At 62.4% G+C, this 17,091-nt stretch carries 22 protein-coding genes; 13 read left to right on the top strand and 9 right to left on the bottom strand.

Translation table 11 applies throughout. The features are described from left to right. Positions 1-54: 54 nt before the first annotated feature. From Q0030_RS27540 to leuC, 4 genes are all read left to right on the top strand, one after another. Positions 55-741 (top strand): hypothetical protein, encoded by a 687-nt coding sequence (locus tag Q0030_RS27540; protein ID WP_298374194.1) that lies wholly within the window; start codon positions 55-57, stop codon positions 739-741. A 147-nt stretch (positions 742-888) separates the two neighbouring features. After that, positions 889-1,635 (top strand): tRNA (guanosine(37)-N1)-methyltransferase TrmD, encoded by a 747-nt coding sequence (gene trmD, locus Q0030_RS27545; RefSeq protein WP_298374197.1) that lies wholly within the window; start codon positions 889-891, stop codon positions 1,633-1,635. Positions 1,636-1,743: 108 nt separating this feature from the next. Then, positions 1,744-2,124: a 50S ribosomal protein L19 gene (gene rplS / locus Q0030_RS27550; protein ID WP_092126446.1), complete on the top strand. Its 381-nt coding sequence runs from the start codon at positions 1,744-1,746 to the stop codon at positions 2,122-2,124. Positions 2,125-2,483: 359 nt separating this feature from the next. After that, positions 2,484-3,890, top strand: a complete 1,407-nt coding sequence (gene leuC, locus Q0030_RS27555; RefSeq protein WP_298374203.1) for a 3-isopropylmalate dehydratase large subunit — start codon at positions 2,484-2,486, stop codon at positions 3,888-3,890. 6 nt (positions 3,891-3,896) lie between these two features. Here the strand turns inward: leuC and Q0030_RS27560 are convergent, their stop codons facing one another. Next, complete coding sequence (locus Q0030_RS27560) at positions 3,897-5,087, bottom strand: hypothetical protein (RefSeq protein WP_298374206.1); 1,191 nt, start codon at positions 5,085-5,087, stop codon at positions 3,897-3,899. After that, positions 5,084-6,286, bottom strand: a complete 1,203-nt coding sequence (locus tag Q0030_RS27565; RefSeq protein WP_298374209.1) for an SIR2 family protein — start codon at positions 6,284-6,286, stop codon at positions 5,084-5,086. The genes Q0030_RS27560 and Q0030_RS27565 overlap by 4 nt, the downstream gene beginning before the upstream one ends. A gap of 199 nt (positions 6,287-6,485) precedes the next feature. Between Q0030_RS27565 and Q0030_RS27570 the strand changes: the two genes are divergently transcribed. After that, entirely contained in the window at positions 6,486-6,695 is a 210-nt protein-coding gene (locus Q0030_RS27570; RefSeq protein WP_298374211.1) for a hypothetical protein, read from the top strand. Positions 6,696-6,829: 134 nt separating this feature from the next. On the opposite strand, the gene Q0030_RS27575 is transcribed toward Q0030_RS27570, so the two are convergent. Beyond that, positions 6,830-7,153 carry a hypothetical protein gene (locus Q0030_RS27575; RefSeq protein ID WP_298374213.1) on the bottom strand — a complete coding sequence of 108 codons (324 nt, stop codon included), beginning with the start codon at positions 7,151-7,153 and terminating at the stop codon, positions 6,830-6,832. A gap of 127 nt (positions 7,154-7,280) precedes the next feature. Further along, positions 7,281-7,523, bottom strand: a complete 243-nt coding sequence (locus tag Q0030_RS27580; RefSeq protein ID WP_298374216.1) for a hypothetical protein — start codon at positions 7,521-7,523, stop codon at positions 7,281-7,283. 318 nt (positions 7,524-7,841) lie between these two features. On the opposite strand from Q0030_RS27580, the gene Q0030_RS27585 reads away from it, so the two are divergent. Next, the gene (locus Q0030_RS27585) at positions 7,842-8,063 is read left to right on the top strand and encodes a hypothetical protein (protein WP_298374218.1); all 222 of its coding nucleotides are present in this window, start codon (positions 7,842-7,844) and stop codon (positions 8,061-8,063) included. A 22-nt stretch (positions 8,064-8,085) separates the two neighbouring features. Here the strand turns inward: Q0030_RS27585 and Q0030_RS27590 are convergent, their stop codons facing one another. Continuing rightward, positions 8,086-8,412 (bottom strand): hypothetical protein, encoded by a 327-nt coding sequence (locus tag Q0030_RS27590; RefSeq protein ID WP_298374221.1) that lies wholly within the window; start codon positions 8,410-8,412, stop codon positions 8,086-8,088. Between the two features lie 114 nt (positions 8,413-8,526). Between Q0030_RS27590 and Q0030_RS27595 the strand changes: the two genes are divergently transcribed. The 3 genes from Q0030_RS27595 to Q0030_RS27605 all read left to right on the top strand — a co-directional run bounded on the left by Q0030_RS27595 (position 8,527) and on the right by Q0030_RS27605 (position 10,622). After that, positions 8,527-8,925 carry a metallopeptidase family protein gene (locus Q0030_RS27595; RefSeq protein ID WP_050402532.1) on the top strand — a complete coding sequence of 133 codons (399 nt, stop codon included), beginning with the start codon at positions 8,527-8,529 and terminating at the stop codon, positions 8,923-8,925. 212 nt (positions 8,926-9,137) lie between these two features. After that, the gene (gene leuD, locus Q0030_RS27600; RefSeq protein WP_298374225.1) at positions 9,138-9,740 is read left to right on the top strand and encodes a 3-isopropylmalate dehydratase small subunit; all 603 of its coding nucleotides are present in this window, start codon (positions 9,138-9,140) and stop codon (positions 9,738-9,740) included. Between the two features lie 93 nt (positions 9,741-9,833). After that, a complete protein-coding gene (locus Q0030_RS27605; protein WP_298374227.1) occupies positions 9,834-10,622 on the top strand; it encodes a hypothetical protein in 789 nt (262 codons plus the stop codon). A gap of 174 nt (positions 10,623-10,796) precedes the next feature. On the opposite strand, the gene Q0030_RS27610 is transcribed toward Q0030_RS27605, so the two are convergent. Beyond that, complete coding sequence (locus tag Q0030_RS27610) at positions 10,797-11,675, bottom strand: CoA ester lyase (protein ID WP_298374230.1); 879 nt, start codon at positions 11,673-11,675, stop codon at positions 10,797-10,799. Between the two features lie 143 nt (positions 11,676-11,818). On the opposite strand from Q0030_RS27610, the gene Q0030_RS27615 reads away from it, so the two are divergent. After that, entirely contained in the window at positions 11,819-12,475 is a 657-nt protein-coding gene (locus Q0030_RS27615; protein ID WP_298374233.1) for a carbonic anhydrase, read from the top strand. A gap of 108 nt (positions 12,476-12,583) precedes the next feature. On the opposite strand, the gene Q0030_RS27620 is transcribed toward Q0030_RS27615, so the two are convergent. Both Q0030_RS27620 and Q0030_RS27625 read right to left on the bottom strand, forming a co-directional pair. Beyond that, on the bottom strand, positions 12,584-13,135 hold the full coding sequence (locus Q0030_RS27620) for a TIGR00645 family protein (protein ID WP_050402526.1): 552 nt from the start codon (positions 13,133-13,135) through the stop codon (positions 12,584-12,586). A 27-nt stretch (positions 13,136-13,162) separates the two neighbouring features. Next, a complete protein-coding gene (locus Q0030_RS27625) occupies positions 13,163-14,197 on the bottom strand; it encodes an aspartate-semialdehyde dehydrogenase (protein ID WP_298374236.1) in 1,035 nt (344 codons plus the stop codon). 116 nt (positions 14,198-14,313) lie between these two features. On the opposite strand from Q0030_RS27625, the gene Q0030_RS27630 reads away from it, so the two are divergent. From Q0030_RS27630 to Q0030_RS27635, 3 genes are all read left to right on the top strand, one after another. Further along, positions 14,314-14,946, top strand: coding sequence for a hypothetical protein (locus tag Q0030_RS27630; protein ID WP_363323499.1), 633 nt, complete (start codon positions 14,314-14,316; stop codon positions 14,944-14,946). Beyond that, positions 14,940-15,107 carry a hypothetical protein gene (locus tag Q0030_RS40625; protein ID WP_363323500.1) on the top strand — a complete coding sequence of 56 codons (168 nt, stop codon included), beginning with the start codon at positions 14,940-14,942 and terminating at the stop codon, positions 15,105-15,107. Before Q0030_RS27630 ends, Q0030_RS40625 begins: the two co-directional genes overlap by 7 nt. 177 nt (positions 15,108-15,284) lie before the next feature. Then, positions 15,285-15,692, top strand: a complete 408-nt coding sequence (locus Q0030_RS27635) for a hypothetical protein (protein WP_106326721.1) — start codon at positions 15,285-15,287, stop codon at positions 15,690-15,692. 185 nt (positions 15,693-15,877) lie between these two features. Here the strand turns inward: Q0030_RS27635 and leuB are convergent, their stop codons facing one another. Next, the gene (gene leuB / locus Q0030_RS27640; protein ID WP_298374242.1) at positions 15,878-16,990 is read right to left on the bottom strand and encodes a 3-isopropylmalate dehydrogenase; all 1,113 of its coding nucleotides are present in this window, start codon (positions 16,988-16,990) and stop codon (positions 15,878-15,880) included. Positions 16,991-17,091: the final 101 nt, after the last annotated feature.

The following is a 17,091-nucleotide window of genomic DNA, read 5'->3' on the forward strand; positions in this document are numbered from 1 at the left end:
ACCATGCGCCACGCAGACCGCGCCGATCGACAACAGCTTCCGCAAGGGGTGAATATGCTTCGCTACGCCGCAATTGCGATGCTGGGCCTGTTCGCCAGCCAGGCCAGCGCGCAACAAGCATCGGGGGGCACTGAAGCGGCGCCTCCGCCGTCTTCGACCGCAAAACCGATCGTTGCAATGGAGCAGCCGTCGGTGGGCGACAATTGGACCTACGAAGTGCGGGACGAGATCACCGGAAAGATCAGCGCGACCCGCGAAATCGTCGTCACCGAGATCACGCCGGCCGACATTAGTGCGCGATCCAAGGATCTGATTTCCTCCAAGACGATGCCCATCGTTTATGACCGGTCGTGGAATTTGCTCACCTCCGGGGACTGGAAGTACACGCCCCACGATGGCACGGGCATCCAGACGCCGCTTGCGATCGGCAAGACCTGGAGCTCTCGGACCAACAGCCTCAACGCCGGAAGCGGCTTCGCCTGGACCCGAACGGGCAATGCAAAAGTCGTCGGACAGGAAAGCGTGACGACGAAGGCCGGCACGTTCGATACGTTCAAGATCGAAGCCAAGTTTTTGAGCCGCAGCGTCAAGGATCCGACCAGGAGCAGCGAGCTGACGTCGGAAACCTGGTACGCGCCTGCGATCGATCATTGGGTCAAGCGAACCGAGGTCATTCGCGTCGACAAGCGTCTGCAGACCAACAACACGCTCGAACTCATCGCATATGGCCGGAAGCAGTAGGCGGCGTCTTCGGTTCTGATTGAGTCAGAACCGACGCCCGTTTTCATCGCGCTGACCGCTCTGCCCCGCCCGGAGGCGTTCACAGCTGGTCCGGCATCGTGACGGTTGCCATTTGACGGCATCGGCCGGACACGTCATTGGAACGCGATGCCCTCCCAGCCGACGATCTGGCGCGCCACCGTGCTGACCCTGTTCCCGGACATGTTCCCGGGACCGCTCGGCGTGAGCCTGGCCGGCAAGGCGCTGGCCACGGGTCTCTGGGCGCTGGAGGCGCGCGACATCAGGGCGTCGGCGACCGACAGGCACCGCAGCGTCGACGACACGCCGGCCGGCGGCGGCCCGGGCATGGTGCTGCGGGCCGATGTGCTGGCGGCGGCAATCGATGCCGCTGATATTGCGCCGGACCGCCCGCGCCTCTTGATGAGCCCGCGGGGTCGGCCATTGACCCAGACCCACGTCGCGGAGCTCGCGGCCGGGCCCGGCCCCCTGATCGTCTGCGGCCGCTTCGAAGGCATCGACCAGCGGGTGATCGAGGCGCGGGGGCTCGAAGAAGTCTCGATCGGCGATTATGTGCTGTCCGGCGGTGAAATCGCCGCGATGGCCCTGATCGACGCCTGCGTCCGCCTGTTGCCGGGGGTGATGGGGAAGCTGGCCTCGGGAACCGAGGAGAGCTTTTCCGAAGGACTACTGGAATACCCCCAATACACCCGTCCGCAGGAGTTCGAGGGCCGCCAAATCCCGGAAATCCTGATTTCCGGCGACCACGCCAAGGTCGCGGCCTGGCGGCTGGCCCAGTCCGAGGCCCTGACGGCGGCCCGGCGGCCCGATCTCTGGGCCCGGAGGGCCGGTCAAAAAGCCGCCCGGCGAGGGACAAAAAACACGACAGACGGGTGACAAACCCTGCGCTTTGCCTTATAGGCACGGCCTAATCCGCACACGCGCAGGATAGATGGACGTTTGCGCAGCCCGCACAGGCTGGGCGCGCCGCCGATGGAGATTTCGATGAACCTGATTCAGCAGCTCGAAAAAGAGCAGTTCGACAAGCTCGCCGCCACCAAGACCATTCCGGAATTCGGCCCCGGCGATACCGTCATCGTCAACGTGAAGGTGGTCGAAGGCGAGCGCACCCGCGTGCAGGCCTATGAAGGCGTCTGCATCGGCCGTTCCGGCCACGGCCTCAACGAGAGCTTCACCGTGCGCAAGATTTCGTACGGCGAGGGCGTCGAGCGCGTTTTCCCGGTGATGTCGCCGATGATCGACTCGATCAAGGTCGTGCGTCGCGGCAAGGTTCGTCGCGCCAAGCTCTATTACCTGCGCAGCCTGCGCGGCAAGTCGGCCCGCATCGTCGAGAAGCAGGACCGCCAGACCGCCGTCGGCGAGTAACTCTTCCCTTCAGGGAATGTGGTCGAAAGCGCGGGGCCTGCCCCGCGCTTTTTTGTTGCGGCATACCTATCTGGTGGACAGGCCCGCGCATCGATCGATTGTCGCGGCCACGAGCCCTGTGTTAGAAATTTAGAATGGTTCCGGATCAAGCAAGTCAGACCTGCCTAAGTCAGACCTGCCAGCGCGTCGTGATCGACGATCGCTCGCGGCTGCCCGGCCGCTTCTTCGGACGCTTTGCGACGTCGGCAACGTCAGAGCTTACGCGCGCAGCGTAACGCTGCCTGGACGCCTTCGCCTGCTCGCGCGCCGAGGCGCACCTAACGCCATTCACCACCGAATTTCTTCTGGAGCTGAAGCTCATGTCCAAACCGACCACGCTGTACGACAAGATCTGGAACGACCATCTGGTCCACGAGGCCGAGGACGGCACCTGCCTGCTCTATATCGATCGCCACCTGGTGCACGAGGTAACCTCGCCGCAGGCGTTCGAAGGCCTGCGCGCCGCCGGCCGCAAGGTGCACGCGCCCGAGAAGACGCTCGCCGTCGTCGACCACAACATCCCGACCACCGATCGCTCCAAGCCGAACCCCGACCCTGAAAGCATCGAGCAGATGCGGGTGATGGCGGAGAACGCCAAGGAATTCGGCATCGAATATTACAACGAGTTCGACAAGCGTCAGGGCATCGTCCACGTCATCGGGCCGGAGCAGGGTTTCACGCTGCCCGGCACCACCATCGTCTGCGGTGACAGCCACACCTCGACGCATGGCGCGTTCGGTGCGCTCGCGCACGGCATCGGCACCTCCGAGGTCGAGCACGTGCTGGCGACGCAGACGCTGATCCAGAAGAAGGCCAAGAATATGCGCGCGATCGTCGACGGCAAATTGCCCGACGGCGTGACCGGCAAGGACATCATCCTGGCGATCATCGGCGAGATCGGCACCGCCGGCGGCACTGGCTATGTGCTGGAATATGCCGGCGAGGCGATCCGTGCGCTTTCGATGGAAGGCCGCATGACGGTCTGCAACATGTCGATCGAAGGCGGCGCGCGCGCCGGCCTGGTTGCGCCCGACCAGAAGGCGTTCGACTTCCTGCGCGACCGCCCGAAGGCGCCGAAGGGCGCCGCCTGGGATGCCGCGATGCGCTACTGGGAGACGCTGCGCTCCGACGAGGGCGCGCATTTCGACCACGAGCTGCGGTTGGACGCTGCGAAACTGCCGCCGATCGTCACCTGGGGCACGAGCCCGGAGGACGTCATCTCGGTGACCGGCTTCGTGCCCGATCCCGACAAGATCGCGGATGAGGCGAAGCGGCTCTCCAAGCACCGCGCGCTGAAATATATGGGGCTGACAGCCGGCACCAAGATCACCGACATCAAGCTCGACCGCGTCTTCATTGGCTCCTGCACCAACGGCCGCATCGAAGACCTGCGCGCCGCCGCCAAGGTCGCCGAGGGCAAGACCGTCAACGCCAACGTCAACGCGATGATCGTGCCGGGCTCGGGCATCGTGAAGGAGCAGGCGGAAGCCGAAGGCCTCGACAAGATCTTCATTGCGGCCGGCTTCGAATGGCGCGAGCCGGGCTGCTCGATGTGCCTCGCCATGAACCCGGACAAGCTGAAGCCGGAAGAGCGCTGCGCCTCGACCTCGAACCGCAACTTCGAGGGCCGCCAGGGCTTCAAGGGCCGCACCCATCTGGTGTCGCCCGCGATGGCCGCAGCCGCTGCGATCGCCGGCCACTTCGTCGACGTCCGCGACTGGCGGTAAGGCGCACTAAGCCTGCTTGCTAAGCTTTTCGAACTCATTCTGGGCATTCGAGCGATTCTTCAGAATGAGTTCATGGAGGCGAGGGTGAGTTTCTTCCTTAATTCCGCTTAGCGCTGTACCATACACCTCGATCGCCTCTTCGAGCTTGTTTGCGTCGCGCTGTTGGACGCCGAGCTCAACAAGAGCATTCGCAAGGTTCATGCTTGTGGCTGCCCAATTTACGGGGACGCGCTCACGCGTGCGCTCCTTAAGGGCAGCTTGGTAGGCTCCGATGGCGTCGTTGATGCGTTCCGGATTTCCCTCACGCCGGCCCAGCTGCAGCAAAGCATTCCCAAGATTCATTTGAGTCCTCGCCCATTCCAAAGGAGCGCGATCTCTGGTGAATTCCTTGAGCACTTCCCGAAAGGTGGCGATGGCATCCTCGAGTCTTAGAATCCCAGCCTCATGCCGCGCTAATCCCAGAAATGCATTCCCCAGATTCATCTGAGTACGCGCCCACAAAAGCGGAACGCGTTCACGCGTACGCTCCTTTAGCGCCTCGCGGTAGCACCGGACTGCGTTCTCAAGGTTAGACGGTTCCTGCTCACGCCGCCCGATAGCGGCAAATGCCTTCCCTAAGCTGGTTTGTGTCGTCGCCCACTCGAGCGGGGCGATCTCGCGCCTTCGTTCCTTAAGAGCTTCTTGATAGCTCGCAACAGCCTCTTCTAATCGCGCGGTCCCATTTTCCCGCTCGCCGAGCTCCCATAGGGCATCACCGAGCACGTGGTGCATCTTTGCCCACTCGAGTGGCACAGTCTCGCGCGCCAAACGTGAGAGTGCTTCTCGGTGCACCATGACTGCTTTTTCGAGCGTCGTCGAACTGCTACTGCCTATAGTAGGTTGAACGGGCACGGTCTCAGAATCTGACAAAGCGGCTTCGGAAGCTGCTAGGTCCTGACCCATGCCGCCTTGCGTCGATAATTCGACCTGCGGCGCCTCCGTTGTTGAACTCATGGCAGCCAGTTGGGCATAGGCCGAGCTGAGCGTGAGCGACCAACGATCACGATCCGACTTGTCGACGCCGCTATCTCGAAGAAAGAGAAACCTTTCAATCGCTTCTTCGATGAGCTTCTTGTCGGCGACTTGAACGCCATATTCATAACCAGCAAGAGCAGCCTCTTCCACCAGCCGCCGATCGATCTTCTCTAATGAGCTCATTTGTGAAGCTCCCGAGATGCGAGTTCATATGCTCCCTTTAGGTCTCCGGAGAGACGTAATCTCCGAATTTCATTTGCCGCCGCGGTAGCGTGATCGCTCTCCAACGAAGCAGCACTTCTCAAAGTGGCCAGTCGACGAAACGCTTCATCTAGCTGCGCTTGAATGTCGGCATGATTTATTCGAGCGCTTCCCGCCGCCTTTAGATACGCCTCGACCATAGCAAGGGGATCACTTATCACGCGTGGACCACCGACTCCCAATTCCCTAGACAACTCTAGAAAAAGTTTGTCGGCATCATAGTTGACCAACACACCCCCGTTATGAGTGGTTGAAAGAAGCTTTCTGGCCTTCTCGGAAAGAGTATCGATATTGCTGCCGTGCAACACCCAGTAAAGGTGCTTGTAGGGATATGCCTCCGCCGCTTCTACCAACAAATCCATTACGCCATCCTCACGACCGCCATATCCAACGACAACTAGGGCGTGTGCGTACTGGATCAACGAGCGAATCGCTGCGATTGCCGGAGAAGCTCCGCGAACTGAGCTCACATCAACTGGTGAATTGCGCAGCAGATAGCTATGACGAGAGCCATGTATTTCAATTAGTTGAGGGTGACGCGGGGCGCCCGCGATTCTATTCAATGACTCAAGACCGTCACACACTACGGGGATAATTCCAGCTCGAGCTAAGCCAGACAGGGCAAGCTGATCGAAGTTAGTAGTAAGGACAGTTGAAATTATTCCGCGCGCGACTAGCTCTCCAAGCACCAAATGCGCCCAATTAATCGCTCCACCAGCTTCATCGACGAGCGATCCAAACAAGTCACGAACGTCATTCGGCTGAGTATAGTATCGCTTGAAAACTTGATCATACACTCGCCACCAATCAATTTCCCTATCTTCAGGAGCCTTTGATCTGCTGGCTGCTGCAATTCGGCAGTCATCGAGCATGTGTTGAGATTCGAGTATGGCGTACACCTCGCTTGCCTCGGCGTTGGCCGTGCAAGCGATGTCGAAGCGTTCCGCAACCAGCCTCACGAGACGCCTACCTATGTCCGCAGCACCAGGAATTCCGGCACTTATGGAAGCTCCTGCGCCGACCAAGACGACATTGTTTCTGCGGCCCCTTTCGTCTTTTTTTGCGAAGCGGAGGGCTCGGGCAATTTCAGCGATCGAGACGTCAAAACGGGGGTCGCTCATAAGGCTCTGCTTTCTAAAGCTTCGATTCCTAGGTGTTCCTTCAAAAATTTCACCCTGGAGCTGCTACAGTCCCTATCTGCCACGCGCACGGTCGAAAAGCTCACCTTTAGATCAAGCAGTGGATATTTCGGAAACGGCTTGTTAACGTGACGTACGCACACTGGCTCCTCGCGAACACATGCTTCGTGGGGAGCCGGACGTGGCCGACAAGAACGAATTCGTCGACATGATCAGTGAGGCGACGCGGCAGAAGCGCCGCCGCGCCGCACCACGCATCATCGATCCGCTTCCCGAGGTGAAGGAAACCTCGCGCCTCAGCCACTGGCCGCCGGAGCGCTGGACGCAATGGCGGATGGAAAACCTGACGCCGTGGAAGATAAAGTCCTGGAAGCTGAAGAACTGGGACTAGGCTGCGTGGCGGCCTGACAAAACGGGCGCCGTGAGGCGCCCGCTGTCGTTTCAGACCTTACCACATGAACGTGCGAAACCGTGCGAAAAGTCCAAGCGGGAATGCCGGCGACGATCGCAGCACGACGAACTGCATCACCAGAACGGGCCGAACCCGAAGCCAAAGGTGAACGGCGCCGGCACAGCATATGGATACGGCCGATAGTAGTAAGGCCGCCCGTAATAGTAGGAGCCGTACGGCCGGTAGGAATAGGGCTGGTAATAGGGCCGGTAGCCGCGGTGATAATGGTGACGGTGGTAATGGCGATGATGGCGCTGCGCGCTGAAGTCGGTCGCCTTGCCCGCCTGCCGCTGCTGTGCCGCGGCCTGCGGCTTGGCTGATGCCGCGGCGGTTGCCGATGCCGGCGCCGTAAGCGCGAATGCACAAGCGACCGCGGCAACACCGATCCATCTCATCATGATCAACTCCTGCAGATTGCGATTGATATCATCTCGCGCGCGCGAATCTGCCGGTTTGATGGCTGAGAACGACAACAGGCCCGCTGCTCACAGGCCTGTGTCTCAACTGCGCTGATACGCCGCGCGATCAGCGGCGCCAGTGGCGACGATGGCCCCAGCCCCAGCCACGGTGATGTCCGCGACCCCAGCCACGATGCCAGCCATGACCATGACCATAGCGCACCTGCGTGGTCGTCTGGTTCGCGTTGTCCTGAACCGTTGCGGCAGTGCCCGGAGTCGCAAGCGACATCGCGCTCGCGCGCTCGGCCGGCGCCGCCAAAACCAGCACGGCACCGACGGCCGCCAGCCCCAGAGCCTTCATCACCTTCATGAGTCTTCTCCTTGATCCCTTGATGTCACGTCTTGCAACGACGATTCGAGCTTCTTGCCTCGACGCGTTTTCTTCATGCGAACCGGTATCCGCTTCGCTTGAAAACGCGCCGGCATTCGAATCGACCCCCGTTGCCGCGACGCAGATCGCAAGCAGAATGCGGACGACGTGAATGGGATGTGAATGACTGCGCCGCGATGGTGAATGCCGCTGGCGCGGTCAGGTTCCGGCACAGCCACCGGAATTTTCATGTCGGCGCGTAAAACCGGCATAGACAATGGTCGTATCTTCCAAGGTGGCTCTCGCAGGAGATCGCCGATGACACGACAAGATTCGCGCAAATGGTTCGCGCTTGGCGCGGCCACGCTCGCGGGTTCCATGATTTCGATTGATGTCGCGCTCGCTTCGCAAGGGCCGGGCGGCGGCATGGGAACGGCGAGCCATCTCACGCAAATGCTGATGGCGCTCGCGGTCTATGGAACGACGGGAGTGATCGTCACGGCCGGACTGATCGGCGCAGCGCGCCGACATTTGCTCTAGATTCGCTTCGCTCGAAAATGCTCTAGCCCGGCCGCCAGAAGCAGTTCATGCGCGGCGTGATCACGGTGCCGCTCGGCCGGTGTTCCTGCACATAGGTCGCGGTGCAATCGCGCACGGCGTTCGGACCGGGATTGTAGCGCGGGATGACATCCGGTTCCCAATGATCGGGCCGCGACCGGTAGATCGGCACACGCTTTAGCCGGCGGTGCTCGACGACCCGCTGGCGCACGACCGGCGCCATCTCACCGATGCGCGCTTCGGCCGCCGCGCTCTGTGCCCGCGCCTCTCCCGCCGGAAGCGCGAGCCCGACTGCTACCGCCAACAGCGTTGCCGCCACGATCCGTTTCATCACGCCACCCAAGCCCCATTCTTGAGCCTCAATCTTGGGCCGCACGGTCTCCCATTGCACCGCCAAGGTCAACTGCGCTGGCGCCGCCTGAGGCACTCGCGCTAAAGGAGTGTCATGTGGACCACAGAAAAAGCCCCATCGCTCGCCGAGATGGAGGCCGTGGCGCACGAAATTTTCGAGCGCCTGCCTCCGACGTTCCGGGCCCTCTGCGAGGGCCTGATCATCCGTGTCGACGACTTCCCGACCGACGAGGTGCTCGACGAGATGCAGGCCGAGAGCGAGTTCGACCTGCTCGGGCTGTTTCACGGCATCGGCCTGCCGCAGCAGAGCCATGGCGACGTAGCCCGGCTACCCAACCTGATCTGGCTCTACCGGCGGCCGATCCTGGACTACTGGGCGGAGCACGACGAAACCCTCGGCCACATCGTCCGCCACGTGCTGATCCACGAGATTGGGCACCATTTCGGCCTCTCCGACGCCGATATGGAGGCGATTGAGGCCGATGCGGGATAAAGCGTTTTCGAGCGAAGGCCTGTCCCGGACTTGATCCGGGATGGACCCCGGTTCGCGTGAAGAAAACGCGTCAAAACAAGGAAGCTGGAGCCCCCGTTGCCGATCCAATCGGAACGGGGGCTCCAGCTTTGCAGAAATGGCCCTTTTACCGCTGTCACATTCGCGATAAACATCCGGCCCCTATCCCCCAATTTTGCCCGGGAAGAGCACCGATGGACAAGTTCACCACGCTGGAAGGCGTCGCGGCACCGCTGAAGATCATCAATGTCGACACCGACATGATCATTCCGAAGCAGTACCTCAAGACCATCAAGCGCACCGGCCTTGGCAAGGGGCTTTTCTCCGAGCAGCGCTACAAGGATGACGGCAGCGAGAACCCCGATTTCGTCCTCAACCAGTCCGCCTATCGCAACGCGAAGGTGCTGGTCGCCGGTGACAATTTCGGCTGCGGCTCGAGCCGCGAGCACGCACCTTGGGCGCTGCTCGACTTCGGCATCCGCTGCGTGATCTCGACCTCGTTCGGCGACATCTTCTACAACAACTGCTTCAAGAACGGCATCCTGCCGATCCGCGTGTCGCAGGAGGACCTCGACAAGCTGTTCGACGATGCCGAGCGCGGCGCCAATGCGACGCTGACCATCGATCTTCCCAACCAGCAGATCCGCGGCCCCGACGGCGGCACGGTGAAATTCGAGATCGATCCGTTCCGCAAGCACTGCCTGATCAACGGCCTCGACGACATCGGCCTGACGATGGAGAAGAAATCGTCGATCGACACCTACGAGGCCAAGCTCAAGGAACGCGCCTGGGCTTGAGGCGCATCCATTCGTCGCGCCCCGGTGCCTTCAGGCGCCGGGGCTTTTCTTTGCGAAATTGTCTTCTCACGAACCTGCTGATGGCTGACGCGCATGCTGCCTGACATCGTCACCTTCTGGCACGGCTCGATGGACGCGCTGCGCCGGACCTGTCTGCACTCGCAGCTGGCCGCCGGTCACAAGGTCACCGTCTACAGTTTCGATCCCATTCCCGGCCTGCCCGATGGCATCGGCAATGCCGAGGCCGAGGCCGTGCTGCCGCATTCGTTCGCCGAGAGGCTGCGTCCGGCCGAGCGTGACGGGTCGTGGCGCGACTGGACTATCCTGCAATTCAGCGACTTCTTCCGCATGCGGCTGATGGCACAGCGCGCCGGGCTCTGGCTCGACGCCGACGTGCTGTTGCTGAAGCCGGTCGAGATCGATCAGGCCAAGCCCTATTTTGCCTGGGAGCGGCCGCGGCAGCTCGGCAACTCCGTGCTGTATCTGCCGCAAGATGATCCGATCGTGCGCGCATTCGAAGCGCTGATGAAGCAGGACGAGCTGACGCCGGACTGGCTGGCGCTGCGCCACCGCCTTACATTCGCGATGCGCAAGCTGCGCGGCAAATCCAATCGCCTCTCCGACATCCGCATCGCGATCTACGGCCCCGCAGCGCTCACCGCGCTCGCGCGCCGCGAAGGCGAGTTGCAGCACGCGCTGCCAAAGCGGGCGTTCTACGCGGTGCACGCCGAGCCAAGACTGTTCTTCGAGCCGTCGGATTTTTCGCGCTACCTGAACGATCCCGAAATCATCGGCCTGCACATCTCGCCGAAAGGACGCGGCAAGGAGGCGCCGATCCCGGGCAGCCTCTATGCCTGGGCGGCGGAGAAATTTGGGGCGTAGTCACCCTCCCCTGGAGGGGGAGGGTCGTTGCGCATGCAGCGCAGCGAAATGCGCAGCGGGGTGGGGTGATCTCTCCGCTCGGGCGCTTCCCGTGTTGAGAGATCACCCCACCCCGTCTCACATTTTCGCTACGCTCAATGTGATCCGACCCTCCCCCTCCAGGGGAGGGTAAGATCAATGCCCCATCGCGGCGATCGCGTCCGCGATCGCGATCGTGCGCTTGGCCATCTCGGCGTGCAGGCGCTCCACCATGCGGCCATCAAGCTGGATCGCACCGCGCGAGGCGTTCTCCGGCTGTTCAAACGCGGCGATGATCTTGCGTGCCTCGGCGACCTCGGCCTCCGGCGGCGTGAAGATCGCGTTGCAGGCATCGATGTGGCTCGGATGAATCAGCGTCTTGCCGTCGAAGCCGAGATCGCGGCCCTGCGCGCATTCCTCGGCGAAGCCGTCGATGTTGCTGATGTCGCCATAGGGGCCGTCGAGGATCTCGAGCCCGTGCGCGCGGGTCGCCAGGATGCAATGCGTGATCATTGGGATCATCGCCGCACGGCCCGGCTTCATCCGGATCCGGGTTTCGCGCGCAATGTCGTTAGGCCCGAACACGAAGCCGGCGAGCCGGATTTCGGAATCCTTCGAGGCAGCCGCAAGCTTGTCGGCATCGAGCACGGCACGCGCAGTCTCGATCATGGCCCAGACCCGGATCGAGGCAGGCGCATTGATGTCGCTGAGGCGATCGGCCACCGCGTTGAGATCGTCGACGGTGGAAATCTTGGGAACCAGGATTCCGTCCGGCTGCGCCTTGCCGGCCATGCCGATGTCGTCGACCCACCAGGGCGAGTCGAGCGCGTTGATGCGGATCAGGACCTCGCGCTTGCCAAAGCCCTTGGCGGCGACCGCCTTGGCGATCTGCTCGCGGGCCACCGCCTTGGCGTCGGGGGCAACGGAATCCTCCAGGTCGAGGATGATGCCATCCGCCGCCAGCGTGCGGGCCTTCTCCAGCGCCCGCACATTCGATCCCGGCATGAACAACAGGCTGCGGCGCGGACGGGTCATCGGCATTCTCCTGGGGGCTTGGGCTCCGCCGCTGTCCATTGTTTGGGCATCGGGCAGGAACCATCCTTCAACGCTGCCGTATCATCTCAGGCTGCGCGCCGAAAGTCTTGTTCCCGTCATCGGCATGTGGTTAGCCAGAGGCCATGGAATTCTTTCCGAAGCAGTTGATCGACGGCTACCGGACCTTCGCGACCCAGCGGTTGCCGACTGAACAGTCGCGATACCGGGATCTGTCGGAACGCGGCCAGTTTCCCGAGACCATGGTGATCGGCTGCTGCGATTCCCGCGTCTCGCCGGAAGTGATCTTCGATGCCGGCCCCGGCGAGTTGTTCGTGGTCCGCAACATCGCCAATTTGGTTCCGGTCTATCAGCCCGACAGCAACGCCCACGGCGTATCGGCCGCGCTGGAATACGCCGTGACCGTGCTGAAGGTGAAGAACATCGTGGTGCTGGGCCATGCCCAGTGCGGCGGCATCCGCGCCTTCGTCGACAAGATCAAGCCGCTCACGCCCGGCGACTTCATCGGCAAATGGATGCAGATGTTCATCAAGCCGGGCGAGATCGTCGAGCAGCGCGATCATGAGAGCATGCAGGACTTCGTCACCCGCATCGAGAAGGCCGCGGTGTTCCGCTCGCTGGAGAACCTGATGACCTTCCCGTTCGTGCGCGAGCGGGTCGAGAGCGGCGAGACGCAGCTGCACGGCGCCTATTTCGGCGTCGCCGAGGGCTCGCTGTTCGTGCTCGATCGGGTCGCGAAGGAATTCATCAGCGTCACCGATGCCGTGAAGGCCGGCGAGTGAAGCGCGATGAGTTTGAGTTGGATCGTCATCGCGCTTTAGCTTTTTGTTTGAGCATGATCTTCTCGGAAAACCGCTTCACACTTTTCCGGATCATGCTCTAGCTAGCGGCTACTCATCACCGTGATAGCCGCCCCAGCGATCCGAGAGCGCGAGCAACAGCGCTGAGATCACGAACACCAGGTGCACGGCGACGAGCCAGGTCATCCGCGTTGCGTCGAACGCGGCATCGATGTTCAGGAACGCTTCCAGCACGTGGATCGCGGAGATCGCGACGATCGACGCCAGCAGCTTCTGCTTCAGCCCGGCAAAATCGATCTTGGTGATCCAGATCGGCCAGTTCGGGTTGCCCGACGTGTCGATGCGCGAGACGAAGTTCTCGTAGCCCGAAAAGACCACGATCAGAATGAGATTGGCGACCAGCGTGACGTCGATCAGCGCCAGCGCATCGAGGATGACTTCCGTCGATTTGTAGCCGGACGCATGCAGCACGAACTCCCACAGCATGCGCGCGAATTTCAGCAGCAGCACGGCAAGCGCCACCACCAGGCCGACATAGAACGGCGCCATCAGCCAGCGGCTGTTGAACAGCACATACTCGAAGCCGCGCATGATGCGCGGCGTCGGGGGGCTTGATGGGGTGGGAGCCAGCTGTTCCGACATGGTTGCGCCCCCCGTTGGTCCCCGCCTTTAGGCCGCCTTCTTCTTCGCGGTGATCAGCTTGCGGTTGATCAGGACTTCCGCGATCTGGATCGCGTTCAGCGCCGCGCCCTTGCGCAGATTGTCCGACACGCACCAGAACGACAGGCCGTTCTCCACGGTCGCATCCTCGCGGATGCGGCTGATATAGGTCGCGTCCTCGCCGGCGGCCTCATAGGGCGTGACGTAGCCGCCCGGCTCGTGCTTGTCGATCACGAGACAGCCCGGCGCGTTGCGCAGGATGTTGCGCGCCTCGTCCGCCGTGATCGGGTTCGCGAACTCGACGTTGACGGCTTCGGAGTGGCTGACGAAGACCGGCACGCGCACGCAGGTCGCGGTCAGCTTGATCTTGGGATCAAGGATCTTCTTGGTCTCCGCCATCATCTTCCACTCTTCCTTGGTGAAGCCGTCTTCCATGAAGACGTCGATCTGCGGAATGATGTTGAAGGCGATGCGCTTGGGAAACTTCTTATTGATCAGCTCGTCATTGGTGTAGACGGCCTTGGTCTGCGAGAACAATTCGTCCATCGCGTCCTTACCGGCGCCCGACACCGACTGATAGGTCGCGACCACGACGCGCGTGATCGTCGCCTTGTCGTGCAGCGGCTTCAGCGCCACGACGAGCTGCGCGGTCGAGCAGTTCGGGTTGGCGATGATGTTCTTCTTGGTGAAGCCGGCGGCGGCGTCCGCGTTCACCTCCGGCACGATCAGCGGCACGTCCGGATCCATGCGCCAGGCCGAGGAATTGTCGATCACGACCGCGCCGGCTGCGCCGATCTTGGGTGACCATTCCTTGGAGACCGAACCGCCGGCCGACATCAGGCAGATGTCGATGTCGGAGAAATCATAGTGCTCGAGCGCCTTCACCTTCAGGGTGCGGTCGCCATAGGAGACCTCGATGCCGACGCTGCGGCGCGAGGCCAGCACGACGACCTCGTCGGCGGGGAATTTGCGCTCGTCGAGAATGTTGAGCATTTCGCGCCCGACATTGCCGGTCGCTCCGACCACCGCGACTTTGTAACCCATCGTTCACTCTCCGACGAAAAATGCCCGTTCCCCCGCAAGCTGCGGAAAGGGAAGAGGCAGCGCTTCTATGCGAGAAACCCCGTCAAGACAACGTTGCGTAGCTTTTGAGCGTTTTGATGCGTTTATTTCGGGCCGATCCGGCCGCACCCCATCATACGAGAAATCCGTCTGACCTGACGAGTTTCGTCGACGAGGTGTACGCCACGCTCTCCCGGCTGTTCGCCTATGCCGCCGTGCTCGCGCTGTTCGCCGCCTTCGGCATCCATCTATGGAGGCAACTGCCCGACGCAACGGCGACGGCGGCCCCCGCTGCCGCGGGCTGGAGCGTAGCCAGCCGCTTAGGACCCGCCTTCGCCATCAGCAAGATCGATCTGCGAGACAAAACAGAGGCTTACGAAATCCTCCGGCATCCCGAAGGCGGCCGCAAGGACGTCTTCCGCTGGACCGATGGCAATGGCGCGCCGGCAGCCGAGCTGGAAATCTACCGTCCCGGCGGCGAGGCCATGGGGCCCGCGGTCACCGAGATTGCCGGACGGCTCGACCCCGGCGGCGTCCGCGAGCTCGAGGCCGCCGGCATCGTCGACAGCAAGTTCGGCGGCGTCACCCTGCTGCGCCTCACACGCCAGGACGGCAACCGCGCCTGCCTCGGCTTCCTCAAGCAGGCCGACGCCCCCGACCTGCGCATCTCCGGCTGGACCTGCCAGGGCGCCGCTTGCCGGCCCAGCGCGCCGCGATCGTCTGCATGCTGAACCGGCTGACCCTGCTGGCTACGGGCAACGACCTGCGGCTCGCCGCGCTGTTCGCGCATGCCGAGCTGAGGCGCACCGACTGCGTTACCTCCGGCCCGCCCGCCCTGTCGGCCGACTGGGTGATGGGCAGCGAGAACCCGCTTCTGCGCGGCGCCCTTTGATGGCGAGACCGTGGCAAGGCACTGGTTTTCATGAAACTTTTGCGCTTGGACACGCATTATCTCTGATGGTGTGGCGCAATTGACCTAGTGACGCCCCACCCTCCATGGCTACAATGTGTTCCGAGTGATTTTGGCTGATGCGCCAGCCCCCGATGGGGCCGTAATGACGAGGATGCGATGACCTTGAAATTCCCTGCCGCGAACAAGCTCGTGGTGTTGCTTGCCGCGGCTGCCGTCACTGCAACCGCGTTCGGCATGACCGCGGCCAGCGCGCAGCAGAGCCCGAGCAAGCGCAAGCAGCAAGAGCAGTATGACCGCGATGGCCGGCGCTACTACGGCGCGCAGGGTCCGAACCGGGTCTATCAGCAGGGTCCGCGCACCCGCGTTTACGTCACCACGCGCTCGTGGCTCGACGCCGGCACCGAAGTGCTGCCGGGCGACCGCAAATTCAACGACTACGCCTATCCGCCGGATGTCGGCTATCCCTCGTTCGCGCGCGAGAACAACAACCGCCCGATCGACCGCCAGCCGCTCAGCCCGCCGGCCGATCTCGGCGGCTACCCGCGGAATTTCCCGCTGTACTGAGAATTTTGGCGAACGGCCGATACGAAAATGCCCGGCTTCGGCCGGGCATTTTTTGTTTGGATCAAAGCAAAGGGTGGGCACGTTTTCGCTTTGCCCACCCTACTGATATTCAACGTCCTGCGTCGTCCCGGCGAAGGCCGGGACGACACCATTGTTTGTTGCCGCATTGTTTGTTGTCGCGCGCCTTACGCGTGCAGCTTCTGCAATTCCTTCAGGATCGCCTCGCCCATCTGCGCCGTGCTGACGGACGTGGTGCCGGCCGACTTGATGTCGGCGGTACGCAATCCGCTGGCGAGCACGGCCGCGATCGCGGCATCGACCTTGTCGGCGAGATCGCCCATGCCGAAGGAATAGCGCAGCGCCATGCCGAACGAGGCGATCATCGCGATCGGATTGGCGAGGCCTTTGCCGGCGATATCCGGCGCCGAGCCGTGCACCGGCTCATACAATGCCTTGCGCTCCTTGGTCTTGGCGTCCTCCTTGCCGAGCGAGGCCGACGGCAGCAGGCCGAGCGAGCCCGTGAGCATCGCCGCGATGTCCGACAGCATGTCGCCGAAGAGATTATCTGTCACGATGACGTCGAACTGCTTCGGCGTCTTGACGAGGTTCATGCCGCCGGAATCGGCGAGCTGATGCTCCAGCGTGACGTCTTTGTATTCGCGCGCATGGACCTGGGTCATGACCTCGTTCCAGAGCACGCCCGACTTCATGACGTTGCGCTTTTCCATCGACGTCACCTTGTTCTTGCGCTTGCGCGCCAGCTCGAAGGCGACGCGGCCGATGCGCTCGATCTCGAAGGTGTCGTAAACCTGGGTGTCGACCGCGCGCTTCTGGCCGTTGCCGATGTCGGTGATGGTCTTCGGCTCGCCGAAATAGACGCCGCCGGTGAGCTCGCGCACGATCATGATGTCGAGGCCCTCGACCACCTCGCGCTTGAGGCTCGAGGCATCCGCCAGCGCCGGATAGCACACCGCCGGACGCAGGTTGGCGAACAGCTCGAGATCCTTGCGCAGCCGCAGCAGGCCGGCCTCCGGACGCACCTCGTAGGGAACCGAGTCCCACTTCGGACCACCGACCGCACCGAAGATCACGGCGTCGGCCGCGGTGGCCTTGGCCATGTCGCCTTCGGAGATCGACACCTTGTGCGCGTCATAGGCCGAGCCGCCGACCAGGCCCTGCTCGGTCTCGAACTTCGCGATGCCCTGCGCATTCAGCCAGTCGATCAGGCGCTGGACCTCGGCCATCACTTCGGGGCCGATGCCGTCGCCGGGGAGAAGCAGCAGTTTATGGGTCGCCATGGTCGTTACCTCGCTCAATCGGGCATGCCCGCCATCATTCCGCGCGAGTGCTAAAACGCCCCGCACCGATTGGCAAGGCACCCCGGACCGGGCCAAAATGA

This window comes from uncultured Bradyrhizobium sp., from assembly GCF_947648125.1.
In the GTDB taxonomy this organism is placed as follows: Bacteria; Pseudomonadota; Alphaproteobacteria; order Rhizobiales; family Xanthobacteraceae; genus Bradyrhizobium.